This is a genomic window from Pseudomonas paralactis (genome assembly GCF_001439735.1).
Classification (GTDB): Bacteria; Pseudomonadota; Gammaproteobacteria; order Pseudomonadales; family Pseudomonadaceae; genus Aquipseudomonas; species Aquipseudomonas paralactis.
The window spans coordinates 391,244-412,713 of sequence record NZ_JYLN01000001.1; the positions used below are offsets into that span (position 1 = coordinate 391,244).

Here is a 21,470-nt window from a genome sequence, read left to right on the forward strand (position 1 = left end):
ATGGAATTTCAAGACAAGAACATCGTCATTACCGGCGGTGCCAGCGGCATCGGCCTGGCGGTGGCAAAACAACTGGCCAAAGCGGGCGCACGCCTGTTCCTGATGAGCAGGAACCAGCAAAAGGCCGACGCCGCGCTAGAGATACTGGGGGCTTCGGCGCAGTTCATCTTTTGCGATGTGGCGTCGCACACGTCCGTAGCCGAGGCATTCGCGACGGTGGCTGGCGAGGTGGATCAGTTGCACTTTGCAATCAACAACGCAGGCATTACCGCCCCCTACGCGCCGATCGCGACCAGCGCACCGCAGGACTGGGACAGGGTCATCCACACCAACCTGAACGGCCCCTTTTACTGCCTGCAAAAAGAACTGGAACTGATCAGCCGGTACCCCGATGGAGCGATCGTCAATGTGTCTTCGTGCGCGGGCGTGATGCCTATGGCCAATCAGGCCGCCTACGTCGCCAGCAAGACCGCGCTCAATGCCTTGACGCAGGTCGCGGCCATGGAAAATGCCTGCGACAGCGAATCCGGTTTTGCCGTACGCGTCAACGCCGTAGCGCCCGGGCCGACACTGGGCGGTATGAACTCTGCGGAACGGCTGGCGGCCCATCCGGAAAACACCCAGCGCAAGCGTGACGTGACCGCCATGAAACGCTTTGCCCAGCCAGAGGAAATCGCCGACGCGATCGTGTTTTTGTTGAGCCGCCGATCCAGCTACATCACCGGCTCGGTGCTCAGCGCCGATGGCGGCTATCACATCGGCAAATTCTAGGGGCAATCATGGCTAGCATATTGATCACCGGTGTGAGCACCGGTATCGGCAACGCTCTGGCACGTTATCACTTGGCCAGGGGCGACGAGGTGCTCGCGGTATCACGCAATCCTGCGGCCAACATCCCGTCACAGGAGCGCTTTCACTTCCTCAGGTGCGACTTGACCGATATCGACCGCGCCCCGGCAACCTTACAGGCGTTGCTGTCGCGCTCCTCCGCCCCGGTAGACACCGTCTACCTGAATGCGGGCCGGTTCGGCAGCCCTCCACAACTGGCCACGCAAACCTCGATGCAGGAGTTCAACAGCATCCTGGCACTTAACCTGGGCGCGGTGAAAATGGTCCTGGATATCCTGCTGAGTGCGACGCAGCCTCCCGGCACCGTGGTGTTTTCATCATCGATTTCGGCACTGCGCCAACGTGCCGGGATGCTCTCATATTCGGTCTCCAAGGCGGCGCTGAACGCTCTGGCAAAAATCTATCACCTGGAAAACCCACACACATTCTTTGCCGTGCTGGGGCTCTGCAACGTTCAGACGACGGTGGCGAAGACCATCATGGCGGCGGATGAACGCTTCAGTGACCTTGTCGCACTCCGCCAACGGGCGGCAGTGCCCGGCTACATCGTCGACGCAGAATCCCGCGCTGCGCATATCGTTCAGGTCTTGGCCGAGCGCCATCATCTTGGACTGAAATCGGGTGAGTTCCAGGAAATCCGCGACTTGTTGACCCAGCCACTCCAGGAGGAGACCCGCAATGACCCAATCCACCCATGAAAAAATCGTACGTGTCGGCGCTGCATACGACATTCTCGCGATGGCTCCCTTCGCCTTGCCGATCGTGTCCGTCTGGGCCTATGCACTGATCCAATGGGTTGATCTGCAACTGGGCTTCGACAGCCACTTCTCGGCGCTCGACCCCACGGCTATGTTCCTGCTCAACATCGGCGCCTGGGCATACCTTGTGTGGGGCGTTGTACGTTGGCGAGCCCCTACACGCGAACATGCCCGTCTCAGCGCCCTGCTACGCGTGATCGTAGTGGTAGTGCAGGGAGTGGCCGTCAGCAGTGGCGCTTCACCTTTCCTGCTGGTGCTGGGTGCCGTTCAATTGTTGCTGGCGGTGCTGGAGTTTTCGCATAGATTATTTGAGCGCAGCGGTGCCCCATCCAGCCGAGCAGAGGCACGCGCTTACTGATGCCGCCGGGGGCCAACCTGGCGCTTGATGGAGGCCCCGCCTTCATCTCCTCGACATCGCCCCCGGACCGTCCACCCACTGAGCCTTCCTGCTTATCCCTACCTTTAGTCGGATATTTCTGGCGGTTCAAGCGCGACGGCTAACAACCCCACAGTGCCGCGGTAGTGTGGGGTTGTTCTCTGTCGGCAAGTTGGCTTTGGATGATGTTGGACGCGTGGTTACCGTGCGGTTGCCGGCAGCTCCTGGCACCACTTGATAGAACGCAGCGCTTCCTCGGCAGGCACAAGCGCGTAGCGCGAGTAAAACATTGTTCCGCTGAAACGACGGCCGTCGACTTCACCCAAGGTCTGCCCATCCTTGTAGTCAGAAGTGCTGAGTTGATCGGCGATGTAATACACCTTGCCATTCTCGACGGTGATATCGAAACGCTGGTTAACCATACCGCTGATGATCGGTGGCGAGGTGGAGGCAACGCTGTGCTTGCCGGCGGGAATGCCGGCCTTGAAAAAACTACCGGAAGGCAAGCTGCCGATTGTGCGGCCATCGACCTGAATAGTCGGGGCGACCCCGCCACCGATGCTCGCCGTCGTACGATAAAAGTAAACCGTGGCCTCATCCGCACGAGGTTCAGCCGGTGACGTGAAGAACGGTTGGCCTTTGAGGTCCGGACCGCTGATGCAACCGGTCAGTGAGACCAGGCCTGCGAACAGGCTGGCCCAGAGTAGCGTAGAGCGCTTCATGCATGAATTCCTTGAACGTGGATCAATGGGCGTCGGGTTTGATGACTGTCACCGGTACCGGCTTCAAATCGTGCACAACCCTTTACCGAAGTCAGTGGCATCAGAACTCGGCCAAGGCGCAAAACCGCTCTTCGGCGTCAGATTCACGATGTTCCGGTCCTTGAGCATCGGGTACTTGCGCTTGAGCGCCTGCACCGTGTCCTCGGCATTGTTCACGTTGGACAGGCAAAAGCGCAGGGCATCGACGCGCAGATCGCCGATATAGAGAGTTTCCCCGGCCTTCACCGAGAAAACCGCAGGCACCGGGCGCGGCATCGACTTACCCGCGTAATACACGTAATGCCACTGCGTGTACTCATACTCACCCGGCGGCACTTCATACATGAAGTAATGGCCCAGCACAGAGGGAGATGGCTGATCATCTTCATTGCCCAGCGTTGTCAGCCGTATTGCGGTGCCGGGGGCTCCCTGTTGCTTGATCTCAACCACCAGCCCATGGGGCTGCATCATCGGAAAGCTCTCACCAACCGAACCCACGATGATCGCCTTACTCGGGTCCGGTGCGTGCTTGCCGTCGTAGCGTGACGTAGCGCATCCGGACAAAAGGGTCGCGCAAAGTGCGACTGCGCCCCAGACAAGATGTTTACTGCTGACTTTCCCTAGCATTGGTTTTTTCCGATCAATAATCTTGCAGTTTGTAGAGCCCACCCGAACGAACCAAAAGTTCGCACATCTGGTGCTTCGTTGCTGGCTCGTCAGCCTCTATTGTCCAGCTACCCGCACCCTGATAACAACCCACTCCTGTAGGAGCGAGCTTGCTCGCGAAAAACCCAAACGATAACGCAGCGCCTGAAGGCAAAATCCGATTTCCCTGCCGCACCTTGCTCCATTGCCTACGCCTGCGTCAGAATCCGCCGGCTTGTGCGCTGGGGTAGCCGTCTCTAAGGTGGCTCGGTCGCTGAATTGTTCAGTGATTCGGGTTTAGTAGCCTGAGCTTGGGTATCTATTAGTGCATGAGTTTCATCAATCAGACATTGCGTCTGTGCTTGATGGTGGCTGTGCGTAGGGCGTCTTCGGGCGCGCCGGCTTTAGATATCCACCGGTCTACTAACCTGCGTACAGCTGCCACCCACTGTTTAGTAGCGGAAAGGTGGTGGCATCACTCAGGATGTCTACTCATGTCAAAAGCAGATTCAACAACGCTCTTCAGCGTCGCCCCAAACGCCAGCAACGAAACCCTCATCACCAACAGCTACGAAACCTTCACCAGCGTCAGCACACTGCTGCTCGACCTGTCCGAAGACCTCAACGGCAAACACCGCGACATCGCCCTGGCCATACACCAACTGAGCGAACTGGGCGTACTCCTCACCGCCAGACTCCTAGACCGTGAAGTGCCCTGCCCTGGCTGATGATTAGCCCTTCAACTTGCTAGCCCGATAACCGCCGCGTCGTCGTGAGCCACCTACAGCGACTCGGCGGTTTGGTTTGATGGGTAGGTCGACTGGCTAGAGCGGGACGGTTACGCTGACGTTTTTCGCATGACGGGAAAAGCGAATGACAACGGTGTATCAGGGAAGCTGCTTATGCGCAGCCGTCACTTACGAGCTATCCGCCACGCCAAAGTCAGTGAGCCACTGCCATTGCCGCCAGTGCCGCAAAAGTCACGGGGCCGCATTCGCTTCTTACGGCAGTGTTCCCCGTGACGCACTACGCCTACTTTCCGGCGCCAACAGCATCAAAACCTATGCATCCTCAGAGGCAGTGTTGCGCGAATTTTGCACGCACTGCGGCTCGGCATTGTTCTGGTCGCGGTCTCAAGGGGAATTCGCCGACTGGGTGTCGATAGCGCTGGGCACGCTCGATACGCCCTTCATAGCTGAAAAGCAAAAACACGTTCATGTCGACTCCGCAGTCCACTGGTGCGGCTACCCCCCTCAGAAACCTCCAAGCTGCATGATATGAGTCGCCTGGGCCTCATCTGTTCGCTTGAAGCCACAGCGCTCATAAAAGGCGCTTCCTTCAGCCGTATCCGTGAAAAGACGCACGATCTGAAACCTGAGAGCGGCACGTTCAACAAGCGCCTTTACCAGCGCCTTCCCGACGTGTTGCCCCCTTGCCGAAGCTGCGACGTACACCCGCCGCAGTCTGGCCACATTATTGTCAGCATAGGGATCAACTGAAAGACCGCCGATGCCTATCAGTTGCTGATTCAAATAGGCCGCCATCAGACACTCGCCGGGTGCATCAAAGCGGTTTGCTCCAGAGTGCCATTCGTTAATCAGACGCGTGAGAAACCTGAAACCCTCGCCAACGGCTTCCTTTTCCAGCGCCTGTATCTGGCGCGGAAGGTATGTTATTGGTTGAATCTCATATCGTGTCATCCATCCCTGCCTCCAATATGAAACGCGTTCAATGCTAACAATTTCGTTTGAGGTGACGAACACTGCAAGGTCACTCCTGTAGGAGCGAGCTTGCTCGCGAAAACCCCAAACGATCACGCAGTGCCTGAAGGCAAAATCCGATTCCCCTGCTGCACCTTGCTCCATTGCCTACGCCTGCGTCAGAATCCGCCGGCTTGTGCGCTGAGGTGGCCGTCTCTAAGGTGGCTCGGTCGCTGAATTGTTCAGTGATCGGGTTTAGTAGCCCACCTTAGACCTAACAAGTGCACACGCTTCATCCATCAGACGCTCCCGTCTGTGCTTGATGGTGGCTGTGCGTAGGGCGTCCTCGGACGCGCCGGTTTTGTTAGGTTCCACCGGTCTACTAACCTGCGTACAGCTACCGCCCTTATTGTTTAGTAGCGATGGGGAAGTGGCCCAAGCAAGGAACTTAACCATGGTTAACGATTCAACCACCCTCTTCACCGTCGCCCCCAACGCCAGCAACGAAACCCTCATCACCAACAGCTACGAAACCTTCACCAGCGTCAGCACCCTGCTGCTCGACCTGTCCGAAGACCTCAACGGCAAACACCGCGACATCGCCCTCGCCATCCACCAACTAAGCGAACTGGGCGTACTTCTCACCGCCAGACTCCTTGACCGCGAAGCGCCCTGCCCTGGGTGATGATTAGCCCTTTAGCTCGCCGCGTCGTCATACGCCACAGAAAACGACTCGGCGATTTAGCTTCTGGTGGCCTTGGTGGCAATCGATGTGCCGCTAAGGCAGACGCTTTCTGCCAGAAGCGGACATTTCGATATGCATGTTGTTTTCTCTCGGGGATCCACTAGGCAGACCAGATTGAAACGCAATGAGTGACCATCACACGCCTTCGTTGCGGCATTTTTACACTACACTTATTTCAGACGTGCAACAGAGCACGTTACTAGACGGCAAAAGGTGAACAAATAACGCTTATTTGGTATTTGCGCATGGTTACGCCGTAGATGAGATATAACCTCAATATCTCATTTGAAGTTAAATGAGGTAACTTGAAGGAATAAAATATGAAAGCCTCGACATTAGCAGCCTTTCTTATCCTCACAGCCTCGACCAGCGCTCATGCTGATCGCTGCCCAGCCGACGATATGGGCTGCACGAAAGATAATTATCAACAAAAGTATGATGCGCGTATTGAGCAAGGGAAGCAGGAAGTAAAAGACGCAAAAAACATGAGAGAACGGGTTGATGCTGTGAAGTCAACCGTGGAAGACTGCGCTGACTGCGGCATGAAAGTTATATCTGATTCTGTTGGTGGCACCAGTGAACGCTAAGGTATAAACCCCCTTTCAAATCCGGCAAATAACCATTCTACGGTTATTTGCTGGCCTTCACTTCACGTTATCTTTTCAAAGCTACCGTCATCCCATACCCGGTGCTACATGACAAGCTGGGCGCATCGCATTTCTTAACAGCAATTGCTTGAATCGTATGGACCGAAAAGGGGATAGATTTATTTTCCTAGAAATAAATCTGTCCGCTTTTCCGCTATGAGCGGGCAACACAGTAAATATTGCGTTGCCCGGCGGTACTTACCCCTGTTCCCAATGAATGTACGGGATAGTGCAGCCGTCGTCTGCACGACATGGCTCATTGAAAGGATTTTTGCCAACGGCTAGCGCATTGGTGCCGAAGCCTAAAGCCAGCAAAGCAGAAAAAAGAACGATATGTAGTTTCATGAGGTCCTCCTTGAGCGACATTGCTCGCCTTAAGCGTAGTACGTGCTAGGCGGCAGGTCGCCCGCCCACACAGCGCTTAAAATCTGGTTCAGATTTTTCCTACACACCGTCGAGTTGATCGCGGAGCTGGGCGAAAGCGGCACAGATCAGGCGTTATGTTGAGCACTGCATCTTTCACCGCAATTGGTAGCGCCTGAAGGCAAAATCCGATTCACGCGCCGCGGCTTGCTCCATTGCCTACGCGTGCGTCAGAATCCGCCGGCTTGTGCGCTGAGGTAGCCGTCTCTAAGGTGGCTCGGTCGCTGAATTGTTCAGTGATTCGGGTTTAGTAGCCTGAATTTGGGTATCTATAAGTGCATGAGCGTCACCAATCAGACAGTGCGTCTGTGCTTGATGGTGGCTGTGCGTAGGGCGTCTTCGGGCGCGCCGGCTTTAGATATCCACCGGTCTACTAACCTGCGTACAGCTGCCACCCACTGTTTAGTAGCGGAAAGGTGGTGGCATCACTCAGGATGTCTACTCATGTCAAAAGCAGATTCAAGTGCCCTCTTCAACGTTGCCCCCAACGCCAGCAACGAAACCCTCATCACCAACAGCTACGAAACCTTCACCAGCGTCAGCACCCTGCTGCTCGACCTGTCCGAAGACCTCAACGGCAAACACCGCGACATCGCCCTCGCCATCTACCAACTGAGCGAACTGGGCGTACTCCTCACCGCCAGACTTCTTGACCGCGAAGCGCCCTGCCCTTGCTGATGAGCAGCTCTTCAACTCATTAGACCGATAAATCGCCGCGTCGTTGTAAGCCACATACAACGACTCGGCGAGTTGGAGGATATGGCCTTGGTGAATTCCGGCCTCAGCACAAACCCTCCGCGATGGCGAAAACGGCGACTGCTTTCAGCCAATAGCGGACGACTGGCAACGCTTGAAAAACAGGCTGAACCATCCATCGCGGTACCGATCTCTGCATCCGGCCAATGTCCAGAACTTTGTCAAAAGGTTAACTTAGAAAAAACCGCTTATGTAAATATCAAAAAATATAGGTAACCCATTGAAAATACATAATTTTTATAAATATGACAAGACTATGGATCAGGTGATGCCAGTTTGCTAGTGTGTTGAAATCTAACTGCAGCTCTCTCAAGGAAAATCATGGCCACAAAACGCGTGACTCAACAAACCACTCCTATGCCTTTAAAGCTGATTCAACCGCGTGACGAAGCAAAAAACAGGTTGGGAGAGCGAATTGAAAAAGGCCTAGAACTCAAGCAAAGGAAAGTCGACACCCGAGAAGCATATGACCTGTTATTGAGGGATTATCAGAAATGGGATGCTTTCAATAAGGAATTATTGAAGCAACTCTTCAGTACGGACGAACTAGCGAAAGAGTATAGCCATTATGGTGTAGCGGTGATTTCCATGCGAGAATCATCGCTAGGTGAAAAAATCGCGGACGCTTTCAAAAAAGTTGATAACAAAATTCATCGGATCGACTCAATTATTGAAAGAATAGAGCTGATCCCTATTGACGAAACCAAAGCTTCTGATTTGAGTACGCAAAACCATATCCCCTCTGAAAAACAACCTCGAACTAAAAAAGTATTTGTAGTTCACGGTCGCGATGAAATCTCCAAAACCAGTCTCGAAGTTTTTCTGCATGAAATAGGTTTGGAGCCTGTGGTACTCCACAGGCAAGCTGATGAAGGGATGACAATTATTGAGAAATTTGAAAAGCACAGCGATGTCGGCTATGTATTTATCTTGTTGACGCCTGATGAAATTGCATATCTAGTTGCTGAGGAGGAAAAACCCGATTCGGAGCGCAATAAAGAATTTAGAGCTCGCCCGAATGTGATATTTGAGTTTGGTTACTTTATAGGTAAATTCGGACGTTCAAGAGTTTGCTGCCTATACACAGGCAACGTTTCACTACCAAGCGATGTCAATGGAATTATTTATAAAAAATTTGACAAAAGCATCGAAGAAGTTGCTTATAGCGTAATTAAAGACTTAAAAGCATCAGGATATACTATTTCCTAATTCTTCCAGAAACTAAAAATCAGGATCAAGCGTCATGGATGAAAAGAACTTGAAAATAACAAGAAACCTTAAAGTTGGTGCACTTGATGCAGAGGCCGACACCGACCTGCTCAACAAGTGCTTTGTAGATAATGGCTATTTGGCGCAGATCATGGATGTCGACTCTCCTGCATCCATTGTTCTCGGACGAACTGGGTCGGGAAAGAGCGCTCTTCTTTATAAAATAGCCCAAACGACGCAGAAGCATGTGAGGCTGGATCCGAATGATGTGTCGATTAGGTTTTTGGAAAGCTCTGATATTGTTCAGTTTTTCGACACTTTGGGAGTAAGCCTTGATTTGTTTTATCGCCTCCTATGGCGGCATGTACTTACAGTAGAATTTCTTAAGCTAAGATATGATATAAAATCCGAGAATGATAGCAAAGGCTTTATCGACGGCCTTTTTAATTCATTTAGCAGAGATGTTACAAAGAGAAAAGCAATAGAATATTTTAACGAGTGGGGAAATAGTTTTTGGTTGGACACCGATGAGCACTTGAGAGAGATTACAAAAAAACTTGAAACCGATACGAAGAGCTCAATAGGTTTGAAGTATGCCGGAATCAATCTTTCGTCCGATGGAGCGTTAAAACTATCTGAACAAGAACGAACGGAAGTTAAACAAAGAGCCAGTCAAGTAGTAAGCAGCTTACAAATCAGAAAGCTTAATGAAATTCTGGAATTATTGTCCGAACATTCCTTCTCGGACCCACAAAAGAAATTCTTCATCCTTATAGATCATTTGGATGAAGAGTGGGCAGCAACTGAAACTAGAGTTAGATTTATTAGGGCGCTAATAGAGGAAATTAAAAGCTTTAGAAAGATAAGGCAAGTCAAAATAATTGCAGCATTGAGAGAGGACCTTTTAGATCAAGTATTTGATAGAACTCGAGACTCAGGATTTCAGCAAGAAAAATATGAGTCTTACTTAATGAGTCTTAAATGGTCAGTTGAGGACTTGACTAGAATGGTTGAGTTGCGGATCAATGAGGTCTTTAAAAGCCAATATACAAAACAACTAGTAATCATTAACGATCTCTTTCCTAAACCGAGAAAAGGCGGTGGGCAAACAGCAATTGATTTTATAATTGAAAGGACGCTAAGAAGGCCCAGGGACGTTCTTCAGTTTGTTAACGAATGCTTTGCGATCGCTTATGAACGCGAGAGAATATCTTGGAGAGCTTTACTTGCAGCCGAAGCTCAGTATTCCGAAAAGCGGCTGAAATCTTTAAAAGAAGAATGGGGAAATGTTTTCCCGAGCTTTGATGAAACAGTAGAAGTCCTACGAAACATCAAAGCAACCTTTTCCAAATCCATGGTAAAAGATACGATTTTAGAAGAAGTAATGATCGGATTGAGTGCCGGAGACCCTCGAGACCCGTGCGTTACAACAGTAAAGAAATATTACGAACCTAACAGCAACATAAAAGAATCCGACTTACTAATTGCTATGCTTTCATGCTTATATAGAGTTGGAGCAGTAGGCTTGAAAGCAAGTTCAGTGGACACTTACATTTGGTCTTATGTAGACCAATCGTCCGCCACAAGGGGTGAAATAAAAAGAGCGGAACATTTCAAGGTTCACAAAATGCTCTACCGATCTCTTGATATAATTGTTGAGCAGCATGAAATTTTCGATCAAGAGTTGATTGATTAAAAGAAAAAGGGGACGAAAAAGGGGACAAATTTATTTTACTTCTCTAGTTTTCTAGCGAATAGGAATTTTAAGTTTGGAAAATAAACCTATCCTTTTTTCGGTCCAAAAGTGCTACTGAACCTGGAGGTATCATTCCATTCCTGATGATAAGTGCGGATCCGTGAGCTGCGGTGAACGTCCTGCGATGCGCTTCGGTTAACCGCAAAGTTTCCCCTAATGCAGGTCGAGCTACGAGCCGTAGGCAACTCTCTGGAAGTTCAGTAATATTGAATTGTGCTCGGCCATGCCTGAAGCGTAATGAACGTGATTCGTGAGCAATTACTTGCGGTCATCGGGATTTCTGACCTTAACGTCCAGCCAATGAGCCGGGCTTTTCATTCGATGGAGCAGCGATGAAGCTGGTAGTGAACGAAGAGCAAGTAGCAGAAAACCTTGCTGAGCTGGACCGTGCGCGTTGTTCTGCCGGGGCTGATCGACAGATCTATCTCGACCTCGTCAAACATGGGAAGTGCTATCTGCCCTACCTAAATGAATCGGGTATCTCTTTTGCTCCATCACGCTTTATTGGTTACGAGAAAAACAAGATCCGAGTCCATGGTTCCAATCAGGACAAACACGGTAGCAGAACTAACGCTGCCCTTAACAGGATCTATGGTTCATACCCTGTCCAGAATGGAAGTTTGCAGCTCGAGTTCGAACGTTTCTGCATCTCAATTGGTGTTAAGCCAAGCCGCAATGGAAGCTTTGGTGCTACTCGAAAATATTGGCTAACCGAGGATGTGGCTGAGGTCATCGCAAAGGGGCAAGAGCAGCAGATTCTGGCTGACACGATGCTCACTGAAACAGAAAAAACTCAGATAATACTCGCGCGAGTCGGTCAGGGCGCTTTCCGCAAGAAACTGGTAGAGCTTTGGGGCAAATGCTCCGCCACGGGCTGCTCGCAAATCGACATTCTCAAAGCCTCTCACATCAAACCTTGGCGTGAGTCGAGCAACGCAGAACGGCTCGACGTATACAACGGGTTGCTTCTAAACCCAAGCCTCGACACCCTTTTTGACAATGGCTATGTTTCGTTTGACGATGAGGGGCACATCCTAATCTCGACGTACCTGTCTGACAGTGACCGGAAAATCCTGAATTGCTCAGTAGATTTGAACGTGAAGCTATCGCCTCAACACCTCAAATATCTCGCATGGCACCGGGAACATCTGTTTTGGGCTTGACCGAAAAGGGGACAGATTTAGGCTCACTAGTCGCCCGAGAACAGCATACAGGGCCACCCGCTATAGCGTTTACGCCGGACAACAAAAAAGGAAACGCACCATTTCCATGGACACTTCAGAAATCAAACAACGCCTGGTACGCCGCGCCGTAAAATTCAGTGCCGGCGGCTTTCGTCCTTCAGGCACCGACGAAGAAAGCTGGCTGGGCAATATCTTCCTGTTCCGTCCCGACGAAGGCGTGCCCACCAATCAGGCTGGGCAACAGCTGCTCCCCTATGCACAGTTTTACCTGCCCGCCCTTCCCTTCACCAGCCCTCGACTGAAAGGGGTTCGTGTTCTGACGGTGTTTATTTCAAACCCGTTTCCTGAGCATTTTGAGCCCATGGGCAATAACTGGGTAATCCGCGAATATGGGCCGCAGGATGTGTTGGTGCGTAAAGCGCTGCCGGTAGATGATTCATTTCTCAAAGCCTTCCCGCTAAAAGCCCAGGCAGTGCCGGAGGACTTTCCTCTGTGGGATGGCGGTAGCGTGCCGGCGGATGTTGAACAAGCAATACTCAAACTGGAACGTGCGGGCGAGATACAGAGCTATTACGACCTGATCACTCACACTTACGAACACAAGATCGGCGGCTACCCGTCGTTCTGTCAGGCGGGAGTGGATCCAGGTGAAGGTTTTGAGTTTGTCTTTCAAATTTCGTCAGACGCAAAGATCGGCCTGAATGTGATCGACAGCGGCAGCCTGATGTTCTGGAAGCACATCGAAACCGGCGAATGGGCGCTTTACTATGACTTTTACTAAGTTTTAGAGCGCTCAATGCATGAAAAGGGGATATTTCCTAGAAGTAAATCCGTCCCCTTTTCCAGACCTGCGCGTACTCTTCCAGCGAGGCAGGCGGTTCCCAGGACATGTAGCGAGTCAGAGACGGTGAGATACAAGAGAAAGACTCAACAGCGTCCTGCTCGCAGAAGGGCTCGATGCTCAGGCGTTGCGAGAGAATGCGGATTGCGTGGGTGTCCACTGGCATTGCAATTTCCTTCCTGGGGACCGTTACTCCATGTATGCCGTGAACATACCACGCAGGTCGCGTCATCAGTATCAGGCTCTCTATACTGAGCCCCCAGGATGGTAGCTAGAGCACCCAATATGCCCGTCGCACCCAATCAAAATTCCCCCATCACTTTGGCCCCAGTTCAACAAAGCGACTTGGATAACCTGGTAGCCATTCGAATTGAGGCCATGCGCGAAAGTCTGGAGCGTGTTGGGCGATTTGATCCAGCCCGTGCGCGGGAGCGGTTTGTCGGCGGCTTTGAAGCTCGCGACACACGCTATATCGAGGCGTCTGGAGAGAGGGTGGGTTTCGTAGTGGTGAAACATCACCCCAATGAACTCTTGCTCGACCACTTGTATGTAAGACCGAGTGCGCAAGGATCAGGGGTAGGGTCTGCTGTTCTCTCTCAGATTTTCAAAGAGGCGGATGCGGCTGCGCTTCCCATTAAAGTGGGGGCTCTCAAAGAAAGCGCTTCGAATCGCTTTTATACCCGCCATGGCTTCCAGTTCATCGAAAGCAGTGAATTCGACAATTATTATGTTCGTCAGCCTATTCCGGCGCTTGGCGCTCATTCCGGAACCATGAGCTGACGTGCACTACCCCTTCAGTTCACCAGCCCGATTGCTCGCCGCGTCGTCATACGCCACATACAACGACTCTGCGATTTGGCTTTTGATCGCCTTGGTGGCCTCCAAACCCAACACAAAACCCTCGGCTTTACCGCCAGCACGGTTGAGTTCTTCATGGGTGGAGGCGCCAGTAATAGCGTCAAGCAGCTTGGCGGCGTGGGGGCCGACGCCTTTGGGGAGGGAGATTTGGTCGATGGACATTATCGCTACCTTGAAAAATGGAGTTCGGGAGCGAGTGGAACCACTGCCGGGGCTGGCATGGTAGACCTGTTTGCCATGAAAGGGGTCGCTTTACGCGCAGCGGCGCTATTCTTTGCGGCTACGCAGTCAGATGGGGCCATTGGTAAATCTGGAGGGGTTTATGGAGTATTGCGTTGAGGGCTACTGCCTTCGGCCTTTGGCATGTGACGATTTCGAGAGGATCAGCCGTTACGAACGCGTCAACCGCAGGCATCTGCAACCCTGGGAGCCGCTCAGGGACGAGGAATACTTCACCACTGGCAACGCCAAGGCCAGGGTGGAGCAGCAGGTCAACAATATGCAGGCTGGCAACGCTCTATGTTTCCTCTTGCTTGAATCCGAAAGCGGAGAAGTTCTAGCGCGGTGTAACTACACAAACATTGTGAGGGGCGTTTTTCAGGCCTGTCATCTTGGCTTCTCGCTGGCGGAATCTGCCCAGGGTCGCGGCTTGATGAAAAAAACGCTTCAGGTCACTAACCGTCATTGCTTTGAGCAGTTGGGGCTTCATCGGATCATGGCCAATCATTTGCCCCGCAATGTGCGAAGTGAACGACTTCTGGAGTCGCTGGGGTTTGAGAAGGAGGGACATGCGCGAGCCTATCTAAAAATCGCTGGCGTTTGGGAGGACCATACGTTGAGATCGTTGATCAACCCTGAACAATAAGCGCCCCACCCCACTCAGGAATAAGCTGATGTCTACCGAGCCCCTCTGCCTGGTTTTCGTACCCGCCCTGGCAGCCGTGCTGACCGCCGCCGAATCGAAAAAAGGCGCCCCTCTCAGCGAAGTCGAAGTGTGCAATATCCGCGACCAGGCCACTTGCATTGCGGTAACCTTCTCCACCGCGTTGGCGATGGAACAAGAACGGGGTTACCCGGATATCGTTGCCGAGGATTGCTGGAATGAGTGGCAACGCTTGCGTCCCTCGCTTCAATAGCGCCCGCTCTGATCAGCATAGGTATCTACACAACTCTGTAGCGCTCAACGGTAACCACGATACGAAGCGAGTCGCTGTTGATCTTGATCTGCTTTTGATCTTGATCTCAGGCGCCCCGTTAAACCACGCTGGCCGGAATTCGACAGGGATTTGGGGGGTAAACCGGCAGGGATGCCGGTTTAGCCGCCCCGCGCCATGGATGGCGCGTGGCGGCGCCCCCCCCAAATCACTGGCGGATTACGGGCACACCGAGCCTAGGCGAGGTGCCGAGTGGTGGGGCAAGAGCGTTTTGCTTACTTTTGCGCTTTTCAAAAGTGAGCCGCCGTCAGGGCGGAACCCTAAGTGGCCGTTACCGCAGGAATGGATATGTACTCGGTATAGCTGTGTCGCCTATAAGGCCGCCTTCGCGAGCAAGCCCGCTCCCACAGTTTGATTGCGGGGTGTCAGGTAGATTGGCGTGGGCTGGCAGGCCGTCATCGCAGGCAAGCCAGCTCCCACATTTGGATTTCGGAGCGTCAGATGGATATGCATCGGCCGTCAGGCCGTCACGGGAGCAAGCTCCCTCGCCACAGATTTAGCGTCGTGCCGAAGTTGTGTAGATAGCTATGCTCTGATCAGCGCCCCAACCCACTCCCAGGACTCACAGACTTCCTTTATGCCGCCAGCCTCACGCGACCACGCCCGTATCGAACGCCGTCTAATTGCAGCCCTGACCGACGCCTGCGAGATCGCAAAAACCGAAATCCCGGGCTTCGACTGGTTGACCCACACCGTCGACTACCGCGCCTTCCCCCAAAGCCTGCGGGTGATCTGGGTGTTCGACAGCGTTGCGAGCAAGGCTCACGCCCTCGCGACCGGCGCGGACGCCCGTATGCGCGAGCTGACTACCGCCGCGCTGGATGACGCTGACGTGCACGTCCCGAACATCGCCCGCTGCGTCAGTTTCGACTCCGAAGAGGAATGCCACCTTCGGCATGGCGGCGATTGGCGTCGGCGGCTGGCTACTCTCCGGGCGATCTGAATCGTGCCACGGGTTGCTGACTTCGCTATTGCACCTTACACGTCAGCCAAGCCCCCCAGAACAGGCTGCTGAAGAAACGGGTCGCGTCGCCGAAGCCGGCGTCATGCAACAGCTTCTGAACCGCGGCCTCGGAATGGGGCGGGTCAGCGCCTTGAAGGATTTTGCCGAGCTTGGCCTTCACTTCGTCCGGGGTGGCGCCATGCTGGCGCCAGCGTTGGCCCCATGCCGTCAGCAGCAACGGCTGGCTGGCATACGCGTAATGATTGCCCGCGACGATCAGCGGTGCCCCCGGTTTCAGGTGCACCCGAATCGATTGCAGCATCCGGCCCTTGGCGTCGTCACCCTCCAGATGGTGAAGCACACCGATCAAGGTGGCGGCGTCGTATGACGCGTCCGCTGCCAGATCTTCAAGCGTCCCGAGATGCAGGGTGGTTCTATCAAGCAGGTGGTTGGCTTCCAACTGCTGCCTTGCCGCGTCCAGCATCGGCTGGGAGGGATCAACCGCCATGAAGCGCCAGCCCGGCTCAAGGTTGGCCATGGCGATGATCTCCTGCGCCGTACCGCCGGCGCCGACCACAAGTACCCTGGCCGAAGGGGCATCGCCAAGGCTCGCCGCGATCATGCAGGCTGCCAGATCCTGGCACGCGTCATAGCCCGCCAGCGCGATACGGCTTTGTCGCGCGTACTCGTTGGCTCTTGAGGTATCGAATTTGTCAGCAGGGTTGGATGAGGATGAGTTCAAGGCGGTTCTCCGTGGCCTTGACGCAAATTACGTTAACCGTCGCAGTAAGAAAAATGCATTAATTTTATGTGCTGCATTCCCGTGGGGAATGCGGGGCTGTGGGAGTGGAGGGGTTGCAGGATCGTACAAGCCTCTGACCTGTCGGCCCGGATAGTCTGGCCTTCTCACCGACAGGAAGGCTCAGCATGACTCACCTACAGCAACCCGCCCAACCGATAAACCTCGCGCAAAAAGCCTCGCTCATCGACCAACAATGGAGCCCAAGGGTAGTCGCCGAAATGAACGACTACCAATTCAAGGTGGTGCGCATCGAGGGCGAATTCATTTGGCACTCGCACCCGGAAACCGATGAGGCTTTTCTGGTACTTGAAGGCACGCTGCGTATCGACCTGCCGGATGGCCCGGTGTATGTGAAGCCGGGTGAGTTGTATGTGGTGCCGCGTGGCATTGAGCACAGGACGGCGGCCGAGGGAGAAGCCAAGCTGATGATGATCGAGCCAAGGGGCATCTTGAACACCGGACACGAAGGCGGAGAGCGGACGGCAGTCAACGATCAGTGGATTTGAGCGCAAGCGTACGCTGCTTAGCGCTGTACAACCCTTAACCAAAACCCATAAGATGAGAAGAGTTATCATTTAAGCCAAGCGAATCTCACATGTTCAACGACAGCACCGCCTCGCCGGTCGAGCAGTTATATACCCGCCACCGCACCTGGTTGCGGGGCTGGTTGCATCGACGCCTGGGGCACCGTGCCGATGCCGAGGACCTGGCCCACGACACCTTCGTGCGCGTGTTGTGTTCGCGCCAGGATGTGGGCGAACTGCGCCAGCCCATGGCGTTTCTGGCCAAGATTGCCAACGATCTGTTGATCAACCGTTGGCGGCGCCAGGCGATTGAACGCGCTTACCTGGAGGCATTGGCCGCGCGGCCCGAAGCGCTGGAGCCTTCGCCGGAGGAGCGGCTGCTGACCATCGAGACCCTGCTGCAACTCGACTCATTATTGGTGGGGCTGTCGATGCCGGTGCGGCGGATTTTCTTTTTGTCCCAGCTCGACGGCTTGACCTACCCGCAAATCGCCGCGCAGTTGAACCTCAGCGTGGCGCAGGTGCAGCGGGCCATGGGCAAGGCGTTCAGCGTGTGTTACGCGAGTCGTTTTGAATGAGCCTGCCGGTTGATCCGCAGGTCCGCGACAGCGCTATCGACTGGCTGGTGAAAAGCCAATCCGGGCTGATGAACGCTGCCGATTGTTTGGCTTTGCAGCAATGGCGCCAAGCCAATACCGAACATGAATACGCCTGGCAGCGCGTCAGCAGCTTGCCGTTGTCGTTGCAGCCGGGGGCGACGCTGTTGGCGGATGCCACCACGCGACGGGCGCTGGAAGCTGCCGGCAATGATCCACACCAACGCCGCCAGGTGCTCAAGGCCTTGCTCGCCGTCGGCCTGCTCGGCGGGTTGTCGTGGCAAGGTGCGCAGTCCACTGTGGTGCGTTCGGCGTTGACCACGTATAGCACCAGCACCGGCGAGCGGCGCCAATGGCGATTGGCGGACGGCAGTTCGTTATGGCTGAACACTGCCAGCGCGGTCAACCTGGACTTCAACGCCGCACAGCGCAGCGTGCAGTTGGTCGAGGGCGAGATGGCCCTGGACGCGCCCGTCGAATCGCGAGCACTGCAACTGAAGACACCCGACGCGACGCTGCACAGCCCGGGCGCTCATCTGCTGGTGCGCCATGACCGCCAGAGCACTCAGGTGACGGTCCTGCGCGGCTTGGTGCAGGTACATACGCGGGGCCACCCACTGCCCCTGCGGCTGGAAGCAGGTTGGCGCACCCAGGTGAACAGCCAGGGGGTCGCCGCGCCGGTCCCTGTCGATGGGTTCCTTGCTCAGGCCTGGCTGCGAGGTTTGCTGCCTGCCGAACGCATGCGCCTGGACGCGCTGCTGGCCGAACTCTCGCGCTATCGCCCAGGGATTTTGCGCTGTGGCGAAGCCGTTGCAGGCTTGCGCGTCACCGGCAGTTTCCAGCTCGACGATACCGATGCCGCCCTGGCCCTGCTCGCCCAAGCGCTGCCGGTGCGCATTGAGCGGCGCACGCGCTATTGGGTGAACGTGGTGCCGGCCTGAAAATATTTTCGTAATACAGCGCAGTTTTTTCCACGTCGCTTGGCCTATGGGAATAACCCATCGAAACAGGTGGGCCTTCACCCTCAGGAGCCCTGCATGACCTCCCCCCTCCATGTTCTGCGCAGCCGCACCGTCGGCCTGCTGTTTCTTGCCTTGCAACCGCTGTGCGGCGCGGCGGTGTTGGCAGCCGATGAGCGCCAGCGCTTCAACATCGACGCCGGTACGCTGGATCAGGTGCTCTCGCGCTTTGGCGTGCAGGCGGGCATCAGCATGGCGGGGCGTGCCACGCTGACTGCCGGCAAGAACAGCCAGGGCCTGACCGGCGACTTCACCACCGACGCCGCGTTGACAAAGCTGCTGGAAGGCACGCGCTTGAGTTATCAGCGCCTGGCCGATGGCAGCTACGAGCTGTACCAGGGCGGCACGGCCCTTGCGCTGCCCACGCAGAAAGTCATCGGCGAAGACCCGCAAAAACAGCAAGTGTATGCGGCGCCGCGTTCCTCCGTGTATATCTCCGGCGAGGACATGCAGCGCTTTGGCGTGATCTCCGCCGGCGACCTGCTCAAAGGCCAGCCCGGCGTACAGGTGGGTGACAGCCGCAACGGCGGCGGCCTGGATGTAAACATCCGCGGCATCCAGGGCCAGAGCCGCGTGGCGGTTACGGTGGATGGCGCGCAGCAAGCACTGGATGTGTATCGCGGCTACGCCGGCACCCAGCAGCGCAGTTACATCGACCCGGATTTGATCAGCGACGTGACCATCGACAAGGGCCCCAGCGTTGACTCCAGCGCCATCGGCGGCACGGTTAAAATGCGCACCCTGGGAGTTGAAGACATTCTGCGCGATGGGCAAAACATCGGCCTGCGCCTCAAGGGCGAGGCGTGGAACAACGGCGTTGCGCCCGCCTACCGCGACGGTCACTCATCAGAGGGCAGCCTGTACGCCGAACCGCACCGAAGCCGTGGCGGGTTGTTCGGCTCCCAAGCCGAATCCGGCAGCGCCGCGTTTGCCTACACCCATGACCTGTTCGATGTAGTCGCAGCCTACGCTCACCGCAATCAAGGTAACTATTTTTCGGGCAAGAAGGGCCAGGATCGCTACCGTACCTACGACCGCTATGGCGACGAAGAAAGCACGGTGGCCAGCACTTATAACGCCGGCGAAGAAGTACTCAATTCGTCGGCCGAGACCGAATCCTGGTTGCTCAAGACCACCCTCCGCCCCACCGACGAACACACCTTTGACCTGGGTTACCAGCGCTACAACGGGCACATCGGCGAGATCATGCCGTCGGACATTTTTCGGTTCGGCACCGGCGGCATCTACCAGTACCCACTGGGCCATACCCAGATCGACACCTATACCGCGCGCTACCATTACCTGCCCACCAACAACCCGCTGGTGGACCTTACCACCAGCTTGTGGATGACCGATGCGCAAACCAGCCAACTGACTTCAGTGCTCGCGCCCGCTTCCCAAGCCTACCGTTCGGACCGCAACTGGAGCCGCCAGGCCAACCGTCGCATCGGCGGCGACCTGGCCAATACTTCGCGGTTCACCAGCGACTATGGTGACCTCAAGCTGGACCTGGGCGGTGGCTTCCAGATCGAAGAGCTGCGCCCGCAAAAAGGCGTGGTCACCACCCAGCATGACATCAACGCCAACCGCAGTTTGCGCGATGGTTCACGCCAGGAATTCAACCTCAACGGCAAGCTCGAATACCAACCCGTGGACCGCCTGACACTATGGGGCGGTGGCCGCTATACCTATTACCGCACACAAGACCATGTGCCGCTTTCAACGGCGCGCTGGGAAGAGCGCCCGTTGCGCTACGTGTCAGCCACGAAGGCCGGGGCCTACGGCAACATGCTCTGGTTCCCCGACCTGAACGGGGACTACACCGACGCTACCGACCCGCGCCTGAACAACGGCATCGTTTTCAGTAACACGAACTACCCATTTGAAGGCCCGCGCTATGACGATTTCGGGGCCACGGATACCACGGTGTATGAGCCCCAGGTGGGCGAAGTGGTCAGCGGTTATGACTACTCCGGAAAAAACCGCAACAGCGGCGGCGCGTTTGCGCCTGCCTTCGGCATCAACCTGGAGGTGGCGCCCGACACCTTCGTCTACGCCTCTTACACTCAGGGCCTGCGGATGCCGTCGCTGTTCGAGACCAGCCAGGGCGTATTACAAACTTTACCCGGCAAAGGCTTGAAGCCCGAGCGTTCGAGTAACTGGGAAATCGGCGCCAGCACCCTCCAAAAAGGCCTGTTTGTGGCTGACGATGAGGCGGCGATCAAACTGGCGTACTTCAACAACACCATCAAAAACTACATCACCCGTTACTACGACCCCAGCCCAGGCCTGATGGGTCTGATGCAATTCAGCAACACCGACAGTTTCAAGACCAGCGGCCTGGAGTTGCAGTCCCATTACGATGCCGGCCGTGTGTTTGCCGACCTGTCATCCACCTACTACCTCAAGACCCAAACCTGCGACTCGGCGTTCGCCGCTCGCCTGCGTGCCAGCAGCAACCGCTATCGCGACACCAGCCAGACGCCCAACTGTACGCCCGGCAGTTTCATGGGCTCCTACACCAACACCCAGAACCCGCCACGCTTTGCCGCCAACCTGACCACCGGCCTGCGCTTTTTCGACCAGTCGCTGACGGTCGGCACGCGCATCACCTACACCTCCGGCCCCACGGTGACCGCCGATAAACCTTGGCAGACAGGCGCCACCACGCCGCAATTGGTCTATCGCGAAGTGACGCTGGTGGATCTGTTCCTCAACTACAAATTGCAGGACCACACCCAACTGAACGTCTCGCTGCAAAACCTCACCGACCGCTACTACCTGGACCCGCTGGCGCAAAGCTTTATGCCGGCGCCGGGCCGAATCCTCAGGGTGGGTCTACAGACAACGTTCTGACGCTAAGC

The 21,470-nt window shown here is 55.1% G+C and carries 26 protein-coding genes; 20 read left to right on the forward strand and 6 right to left on the reverse strand.

The window, feature by feature from the left end; translation table 11 throughout:
- The 3 genes from TX23_RS01870 to TX23_RS01880 are packed head-to-tail and all read left to right on the forward strand — an operon-like array spanning position 1 to position 1,965.
- The gene (locus tag TX23_RS01870) at positions 1-771 is read left to right on the forward strand and encodes an SDR family NAD(P)-dependent oxidoreductase (RefSeq protein WP_057700771.1); all 771 of its coding nucleotides are present in this window, start codon (positions 1-3) and stop codon (positions 769-771) included.
- An 8-nt stretch (positions 772-779) separates the two neighbouring features.
- Positions 780-1,547 carry an SDR family NAD(P)-dependent oxidoreductase gene (locus TX23_RS01875; protein ID WP_082629548.1) on the forward strand — a complete coding sequence of 256 codons (768 nt, stop codon included), beginning with the start codon at positions 780-782 and terminating at the stop codon, positions 1,545-1,547.
- Positions 1,528-1,965, forward strand: coding sequence for a hypothetical protein (locus TX23_RS01880; protein WP_057700773.1), 438 nt, complete (start codon positions 1,528-1,530; stop codon positions 1,963-1,965). The genes TX23_RS01875 and TX23_RS01880 overlap by 20 nt, the downstream gene beginning before the upstream one ends.
- A 218-nt stretch (positions 1,966-2,183) precedes the next feature.
- On the opposite strand, the gene TX23_RS01885 is transcribed toward TX23_RS01880, so the two are convergent.
- Positions 2,184-2,705, reverse strand: coding sequence for a DUF2846 domain-containing protein (locus tag TX23_RS01885; RefSeq protein ID WP_057700774.1), 522 nt, complete (start codon positions 2,703-2,705; stop codon positions 2,184-2,186).
- A 63-nt stretch (positions 2,706-2,768) separates the two neighbouring features.
- Complete coding sequence (locus TX23_RS01890; RefSeq protein ID WP_057700775.1) at positions 2,769-3,371, reverse strand: hypothetical protein; 603 nt, start codon at positions 3,369-3,371, stop codon at positions 2,769-2,771.
- 512 nt (positions 3,372-3,883) lie between these two features.
- On the opposite strand from TX23_RS01890, the gene TX23_RS01895 reads away from it, so the two are divergent.
- Positions 3,884-4,117 carry a DUF6124 family protein gene (locus TX23_RS01895; protein ID WP_057700776.1) on the forward strand — a complete coding sequence of 78 codons (234 nt, stop codon included), beginning with the start codon at positions 3,884-3,886 and terminating at the stop codon, positions 4,115-4,117.
- Between the two features lie 145 nt (positions 4,118-4,262).
- Complete coding sequence (locus TX23_RS26745) at positions 4,263-4,670, forward strand: GFA family protein (RefSeq protein WP_082629549.1); 408 nt, start codon at positions 4,263-4,265, stop codon at positions 4,668-4,670.
- Here TX23_RS26745 and TX23_RS01900 read toward each other — a convergent pair.
- A complete protein-coding gene (locus TX23_RS01900; RefSeq protein WP_057701129.1) occupies positions 4,643-5,089 on the reverse strand; it encodes a GNAT family N-acetyltransferase in 447 nt (148 codons plus the stop codon). The genes TX23_RS26745 and TX23_RS01900 overlap by 28 nt on opposite strands.
- A gap of 454 nt (positions 5,090-5,543) precedes the next feature.
- Between TX23_RS01900 and TX23_RS01905 the strand changes: the two genes are divergently transcribed.
- Positions 5,544-5,774 (forward strand): DUF6124 family protein, encoded by a 231-nt coding sequence (locus TX23_RS01905; RefSeq protein WP_057700777.1) that lies wholly within the window; start codon positions 5,544-5,546, stop codon positions 5,772-5,774.
- 380 nt (positions 5,775-6,154) lie between these two features.
- A complete protein-coding gene (locus tag TX23_RS01910; RefSeq protein WP_057700778.1) occupies positions 6,155-6,421 on the forward strand; it encodes a hypothetical protein in 267 nt (88 codons plus the stop codon).
- A 258-nt stretch (positions 6,422-6,679) separates the two neighbouring features.
- Here the strand turns inward: TX23_RS01910 and TX23_RS27945 are convergent, their stop codons facing one another.
- Positions 6,680-6,826 carry a hypothetical protein gene (locus TX23_RS27945; RefSeq protein WP_156382957.1) on the reverse strand — a complete coding sequence of 49 codons (147 nt, stop codon included), beginning with the start codon at positions 6,824-6,826 and terminating at the stop codon, positions 6,680-6,682.
- Between the two features lie 522 nt (positions 6,827-7,348).
- Between TX23_RS27945 and TX23_RS01915 the strand changes: the two genes are divergently transcribed.
- The 6 genes from TX23_RS01915 to TX23_RS01945 all read left to right on the forward strand — a co-directional run bounded on the left by TX23_RS01915 (position 7,349) and on the right by TX23_RS01945 (position 13,430).
- A complete protein-coding gene (locus TX23_RS01915) occupies positions 7,349-7,582 on the forward strand; it encodes a DUF6124 family protein (RefSeq protein WP_057700779.1) in 234 nt (77 codons plus the stop codon).
- Between the two features lie 399 nt (positions 7,583-7,981).
- A complete protein-coding gene (locus TX23_RS01920) occupies positions 7,982-8,869 on the forward strand; it encodes a TIR domain-containing protein (protein ID WP_057700780.1) in 888 nt (295 codons plus the stop codon).
- A gap of 34 nt (positions 8,870-8,903) precedes the next feature.
- A complete protein-coding gene (locus TX23_RS01925) occupies positions 8,904-10,565 on the forward strand; it encodes a P-loop ATPase, Sll1717 family (protein WP_057700781.1) in 1,662 nt (553 codons plus the stop codon).
- Positions 10,566-10,957: 392 nt separating this feature from the next.
- Positions 10,958-11,788: an HNH endonuclease gene (locus tag TX23_RS01930; protein WP_057700782.1), complete on the forward strand. Its 831-nt coding sequence runs from the start codon at positions 10,958-10,960 to the stop codon at positions 11,786-11,788.
- 106 nt (positions 11,789-11,894) lie between these two features.
- Positions 11,895-12,590, forward strand: a complete 696-nt coding sequence (locus tag TX23_RS01935; RefSeq protein ID WP_057700783.1) for a DUF1963 domain-containing protein — start codon at positions 11,895-11,897, stop codon at positions 12,588-12,590.
- Between the two features lie 345 nt (positions 12,591-12,935).
- Complete coding sequence (locus TX23_RS01945; RefSeq protein WP_057700785.1) at positions 12,936-13,430, forward strand: GNAT family N-acetyltransferase; 495 nt, start codon at positions 12,936-12,938, stop codon at positions 13,428-13,430.
- Positions 13,431-13,436: 6 nt separating this feature from the next.
- On the opposite strand, the gene TX23_RS01950 is transcribed toward TX23_RS01945, so the two are convergent.
- Positions 13,437-13,670 (reverse strand): hypothetical protein, encoded by a 234-nt coding sequence (locus TX23_RS01950; RefSeq protein WP_003192651.1) that lies wholly within the window; start codon positions 13,668-13,670, stop codon positions 13,437-13,439.
- Between the two features lie 160 nt (positions 13,671-13,830).
- Here TX23_RS01950 and TX23_RS01955 point away from each other — a divergent pair, with 160 nt between their 5' ends.
- The 3 genes from TX23_RS01955 (at position 13,831) to TX23_RS01965 (ending at position 15,665) form a co-directional block, all read left to right on the forward strand.
- The gene (locus TX23_RS01955; protein WP_057700786.1) at positions 13,831-14,373 is read left to right on the forward strand and encodes a GNAT family N-acetyltransferase; all 543 of its coding nucleotides are present in this window, start codon (positions 13,831-13,833) and stop codon (positions 14,371-14,373) included.
- 28 nt (positions 14,374-14,401) lie between these two features.
- Positions 14,402-14,644: a hypothetical protein gene (locus TX23_RS01960; protein ID WP_057700787.1), complete on the forward strand. Its 243-nt coding sequence runs from the start codon at positions 14,402-14,404 to the stop codon at positions 14,642-14,644.
- Between the two features lie 655 nt (positions 14,645-15,299).
- Positions 15,300-15,665: a hypothetical protein gene (locus TX23_RS01965; RefSeq protein ID WP_057700788.1), complete on the forward strand. Its 366-nt coding sequence runs from the start codon at positions 15,300-15,302 to the stop codon at positions 15,663-15,665.
- A gap of 25 nt (positions 15,666-15,690) precedes the next feature.
- Here TX23_RS01965 and TX23_RS01970 read toward each other — a convergent pair whose 3' ends face one another.
- Positions 15,691-16,407, reverse strand: coding sequence for a class I SAM-dependent methyltransferase (locus TX23_RS01970; protein ID WP_057700789.1), 717 nt, complete (start codon positions 16,405-16,407; stop codon positions 15,691-15,693).
- 185 nt (positions 16,408-16,592) lie between these two features.
- Here TX23_RS01970 and TX23_RS01975 point away from each other — a divergent pair, with 185 nt between their 5' ends.
- The 4 genes from TX23_RS01975 to TX23_RS01990 all read left to right on the forward strand — a co-directional run bounded on the left by TX23_RS01975 (position 16,593) and on the right by TX23_RS01990 (position 21,462).
- Entirely contained in the window at positions 16,593-16,973 is a 381-nt protein-coding gene (locus TX23_RS01975; RefSeq protein WP_057700790.1) for a cupin domain-containing protein, read from the forward strand.
- Positions 16,974-17,062: 89 nt separating this feature from the next.
- A complete protein-coding gene (locus tag TX23_RS01980) occupies positions 17,063-17,569 on the forward strand; it encodes a sigma-70 family RNA polymerase sigma factor (protein ID WP_003192659.1) in 507 nt (168 codons plus the stop codon).
- Positions 17,566-18,528: a FecR domain-containing protein gene (locus TX23_RS01985; protein ID WP_057700791.1), complete on the forward strand. Its 963-nt coding sequence runs from the start codon at positions 17,566-17,568 to the stop codon at positions 18,526-18,528. Before TX23_RS01980 ends, TX23_RS01985 begins: the two co-directional genes overlap by 4 nt.
- A gap of 96 nt (positions 18,529-18,624) precedes the next feature.
- Positions 18,625-21,462: a TonB-dependent receptor gene (locus tag TX23_RS01990; protein WP_057700792.1), complete on the forward strand. Its 2,838-nt coding sequence runs from the start codon at positions 18,625-18,627 to the stop codon at positions 21,460-21,462.
- The last annotated feature ends 8 nt before the right edge of the window (positions 21,463-21,470 follow it).

What these genes read in the sequence shown, in the direction of transcription:
- TX23_RS01890 (WP_057700775.1), bottom strand. Translation starts at nt 3,371, where the DNA reads ATGCTAGGGAAAGTCAGCAGTAAACATCTTGTCTGGGGCGCAGTCGCA.
- TX23_RS01960 (WP_057700787.1), top strand. Translation starts at nt 14,402, where the DNA reads ATGTCTACCGAGCCCCTCTGCCTGGTTTTCGTACCCGCCCTGGCAGCC.
- TX23_RS01895 (WP_057700776.1), top strand. Translation starts at nt 3,884, where the DNA reads ATGTCAAAAGCAGATTCAACAACGCTCTTCAGCGTCGCCCCAAACGCC.
- TX23_RS01880 (WP_057700773.1), top strand. Translation starts at nt 1,528, where the DNA reads ATGACCCAATCCACCCATGAAAAAATCGTACGTGTCGGCGCTGCATAC.
- TX23_RS01935 (WP_057700783.1), top strand. Translation starts at nt 11,895, where the DNA reads ATGGACACTTCAGAAATCAAACAACGCCTGGTACGCCGCGCCGTAAAA.
- TX23_RS01900 (WP_057701129.1), bottom strand. Translation starts at nt 5,089, where the DNA reads ATGACACGATATGAGATTCAACCAATAACATACCTTCCGCGCCAGATA.
- TX23_RS26745 (WP_082629549.1), top strand. Translation starts at nt 4,263, where the DNA reads ATGACAACGGTGTATCAGGGAAGCTGCTTATGCGCAGCCGTCACTTAC.
- TX23_RS01955 (WP_057700786.1), top strand. Translation starts at nt 13,831, where the DNA reads ATGGAGTATTGCGTTGAGGGCTACTGCCTTCGGCCTTTGGCATGTGAC.
- TX23_RS01875 (WP_082629548.1), top strand. Translation starts at nt 780, where the DNA reads ATGGCTAGCATATTGATCACCGGTGTGAGCACCGGTATCGGCAACGCT.
- TX23_RS01905 (WP_057700777.1), top strand. Translation starts at nt 5,544, where the DNA reads ATGGTTAACGATTCAACCACCCTCTTCACCGTCGCCCCCAACGCCAGC.
- TX23_RS01965 (WP_057700788.1), top strand. Translation starts at nt 15,300, where the DNA reads ATGCCGCCAGCCTCACGCGACCACGCCCGTATCGAACGCCGTCTAATT.
- TX23_RS01930 (WP_057700782.1), top strand. Translation starts at nt 10,958, where the DNA reads ATGAAGCTGGTAGTGAACGAAGAGCAAGTAGCAGAAAACCTTGCTGAG.
- TX23_RS01920 (WP_057700780.1), top strand. Translation starts at nt 7,982, where the DNA reads ATGGCCACAAAACGCGTGACTCAACAAACCACTCCTATGCCTTTAAAG.
- TX23_RS27945 (WP_156382957.1), bottom strand. Translation starts at nt 6,826, where the DNA reads ATGAAACTACATATCGTTCTTTTTTCTGCTTTGCTGGCTTTAGGCTTC.
- TX23_RS01915 (WP_057700779.1), top strand. Translation starts at nt 7,349, where the DNA reads ATGTCAAAAGCAGATTCAAGTGCCCTCTTCAACGTTGCCCCCAACGCC.
- TX23_RS01885 (WP_057700774.1), bottom strand. Translation starts at nt 2,705, where the DNA reads ATGAAGCGCTCTACGCTACTCTGGGCCAGCCTGTTCGCAGGCCTGGTC.
- TX23_RS01950 (WP_003192651.1), bottom strand. Translation starts at nt 13,670, where the DNA reads ATGTCCATCGACCAAATCTCCCTCCCCAAAGGCGTCGGCCCCCACGCC.
- TX23_RS01945 (WP_057700785.1), top strand. Translation starts at nt 12,936, where the DNA reads ATGCCCGTCGCACCCAATCAAAATTCCCCCATCACTTTGGCCCCAGTT.
- TX23_RS01910 (WP_057700778.1), top strand. Translation starts at nt 6,155, where the DNA reads ATGAAAGCCTCGACATTAGCAGCCTTTCTTATCCTCACAGCCTCGACC.
- TX23_RS01870 (WP_057700771.1), top strand. Translation starts at nt 1, where the DNA reads ATGGAATTTCAAGACAAGAACATCGTCATTACCGGCGGTGCCAGCGGC.
- TX23_RS01990 (WP_057700792.1), top strand. Translation starts at nt 18,625, where the DNA reads ATGACCTCCCCCCTCCATGTTCTGCGCAGCCGCACCGTCGGCCTGCTG.
- TX23_RS01975 (WP_057700790.1), top strand. Translation starts at nt 16,593, where the DNA reads ATGACTCACCTACAGCAACCCGCCCAACCGATAAACCTCGCGCAAAAA.
- TX23_RS01980 (WP_003192659.1), top strand. Translation starts at nt 17,063, where the DNA reads ATGTTCAACGACAGCACCGCCTCGCCGGTCGAGCAGTTATATACCCGC.
- TX23_RS01985 (WP_057700791.1), top strand. Translation starts at nt 17,566, where the DNA reads ATGAGCCTGCCGGTTGATCCGCAGGTCCGCGACAGCGCTATCGACTGG.
- TX23_RS01925 (WP_057700781.1), top strand. Translation starts at nt 8,904, where the DNA reads ATGGATGAAAAGAACTTGAAAATAACAAGAAACCTTAAAGTTGGTGCA.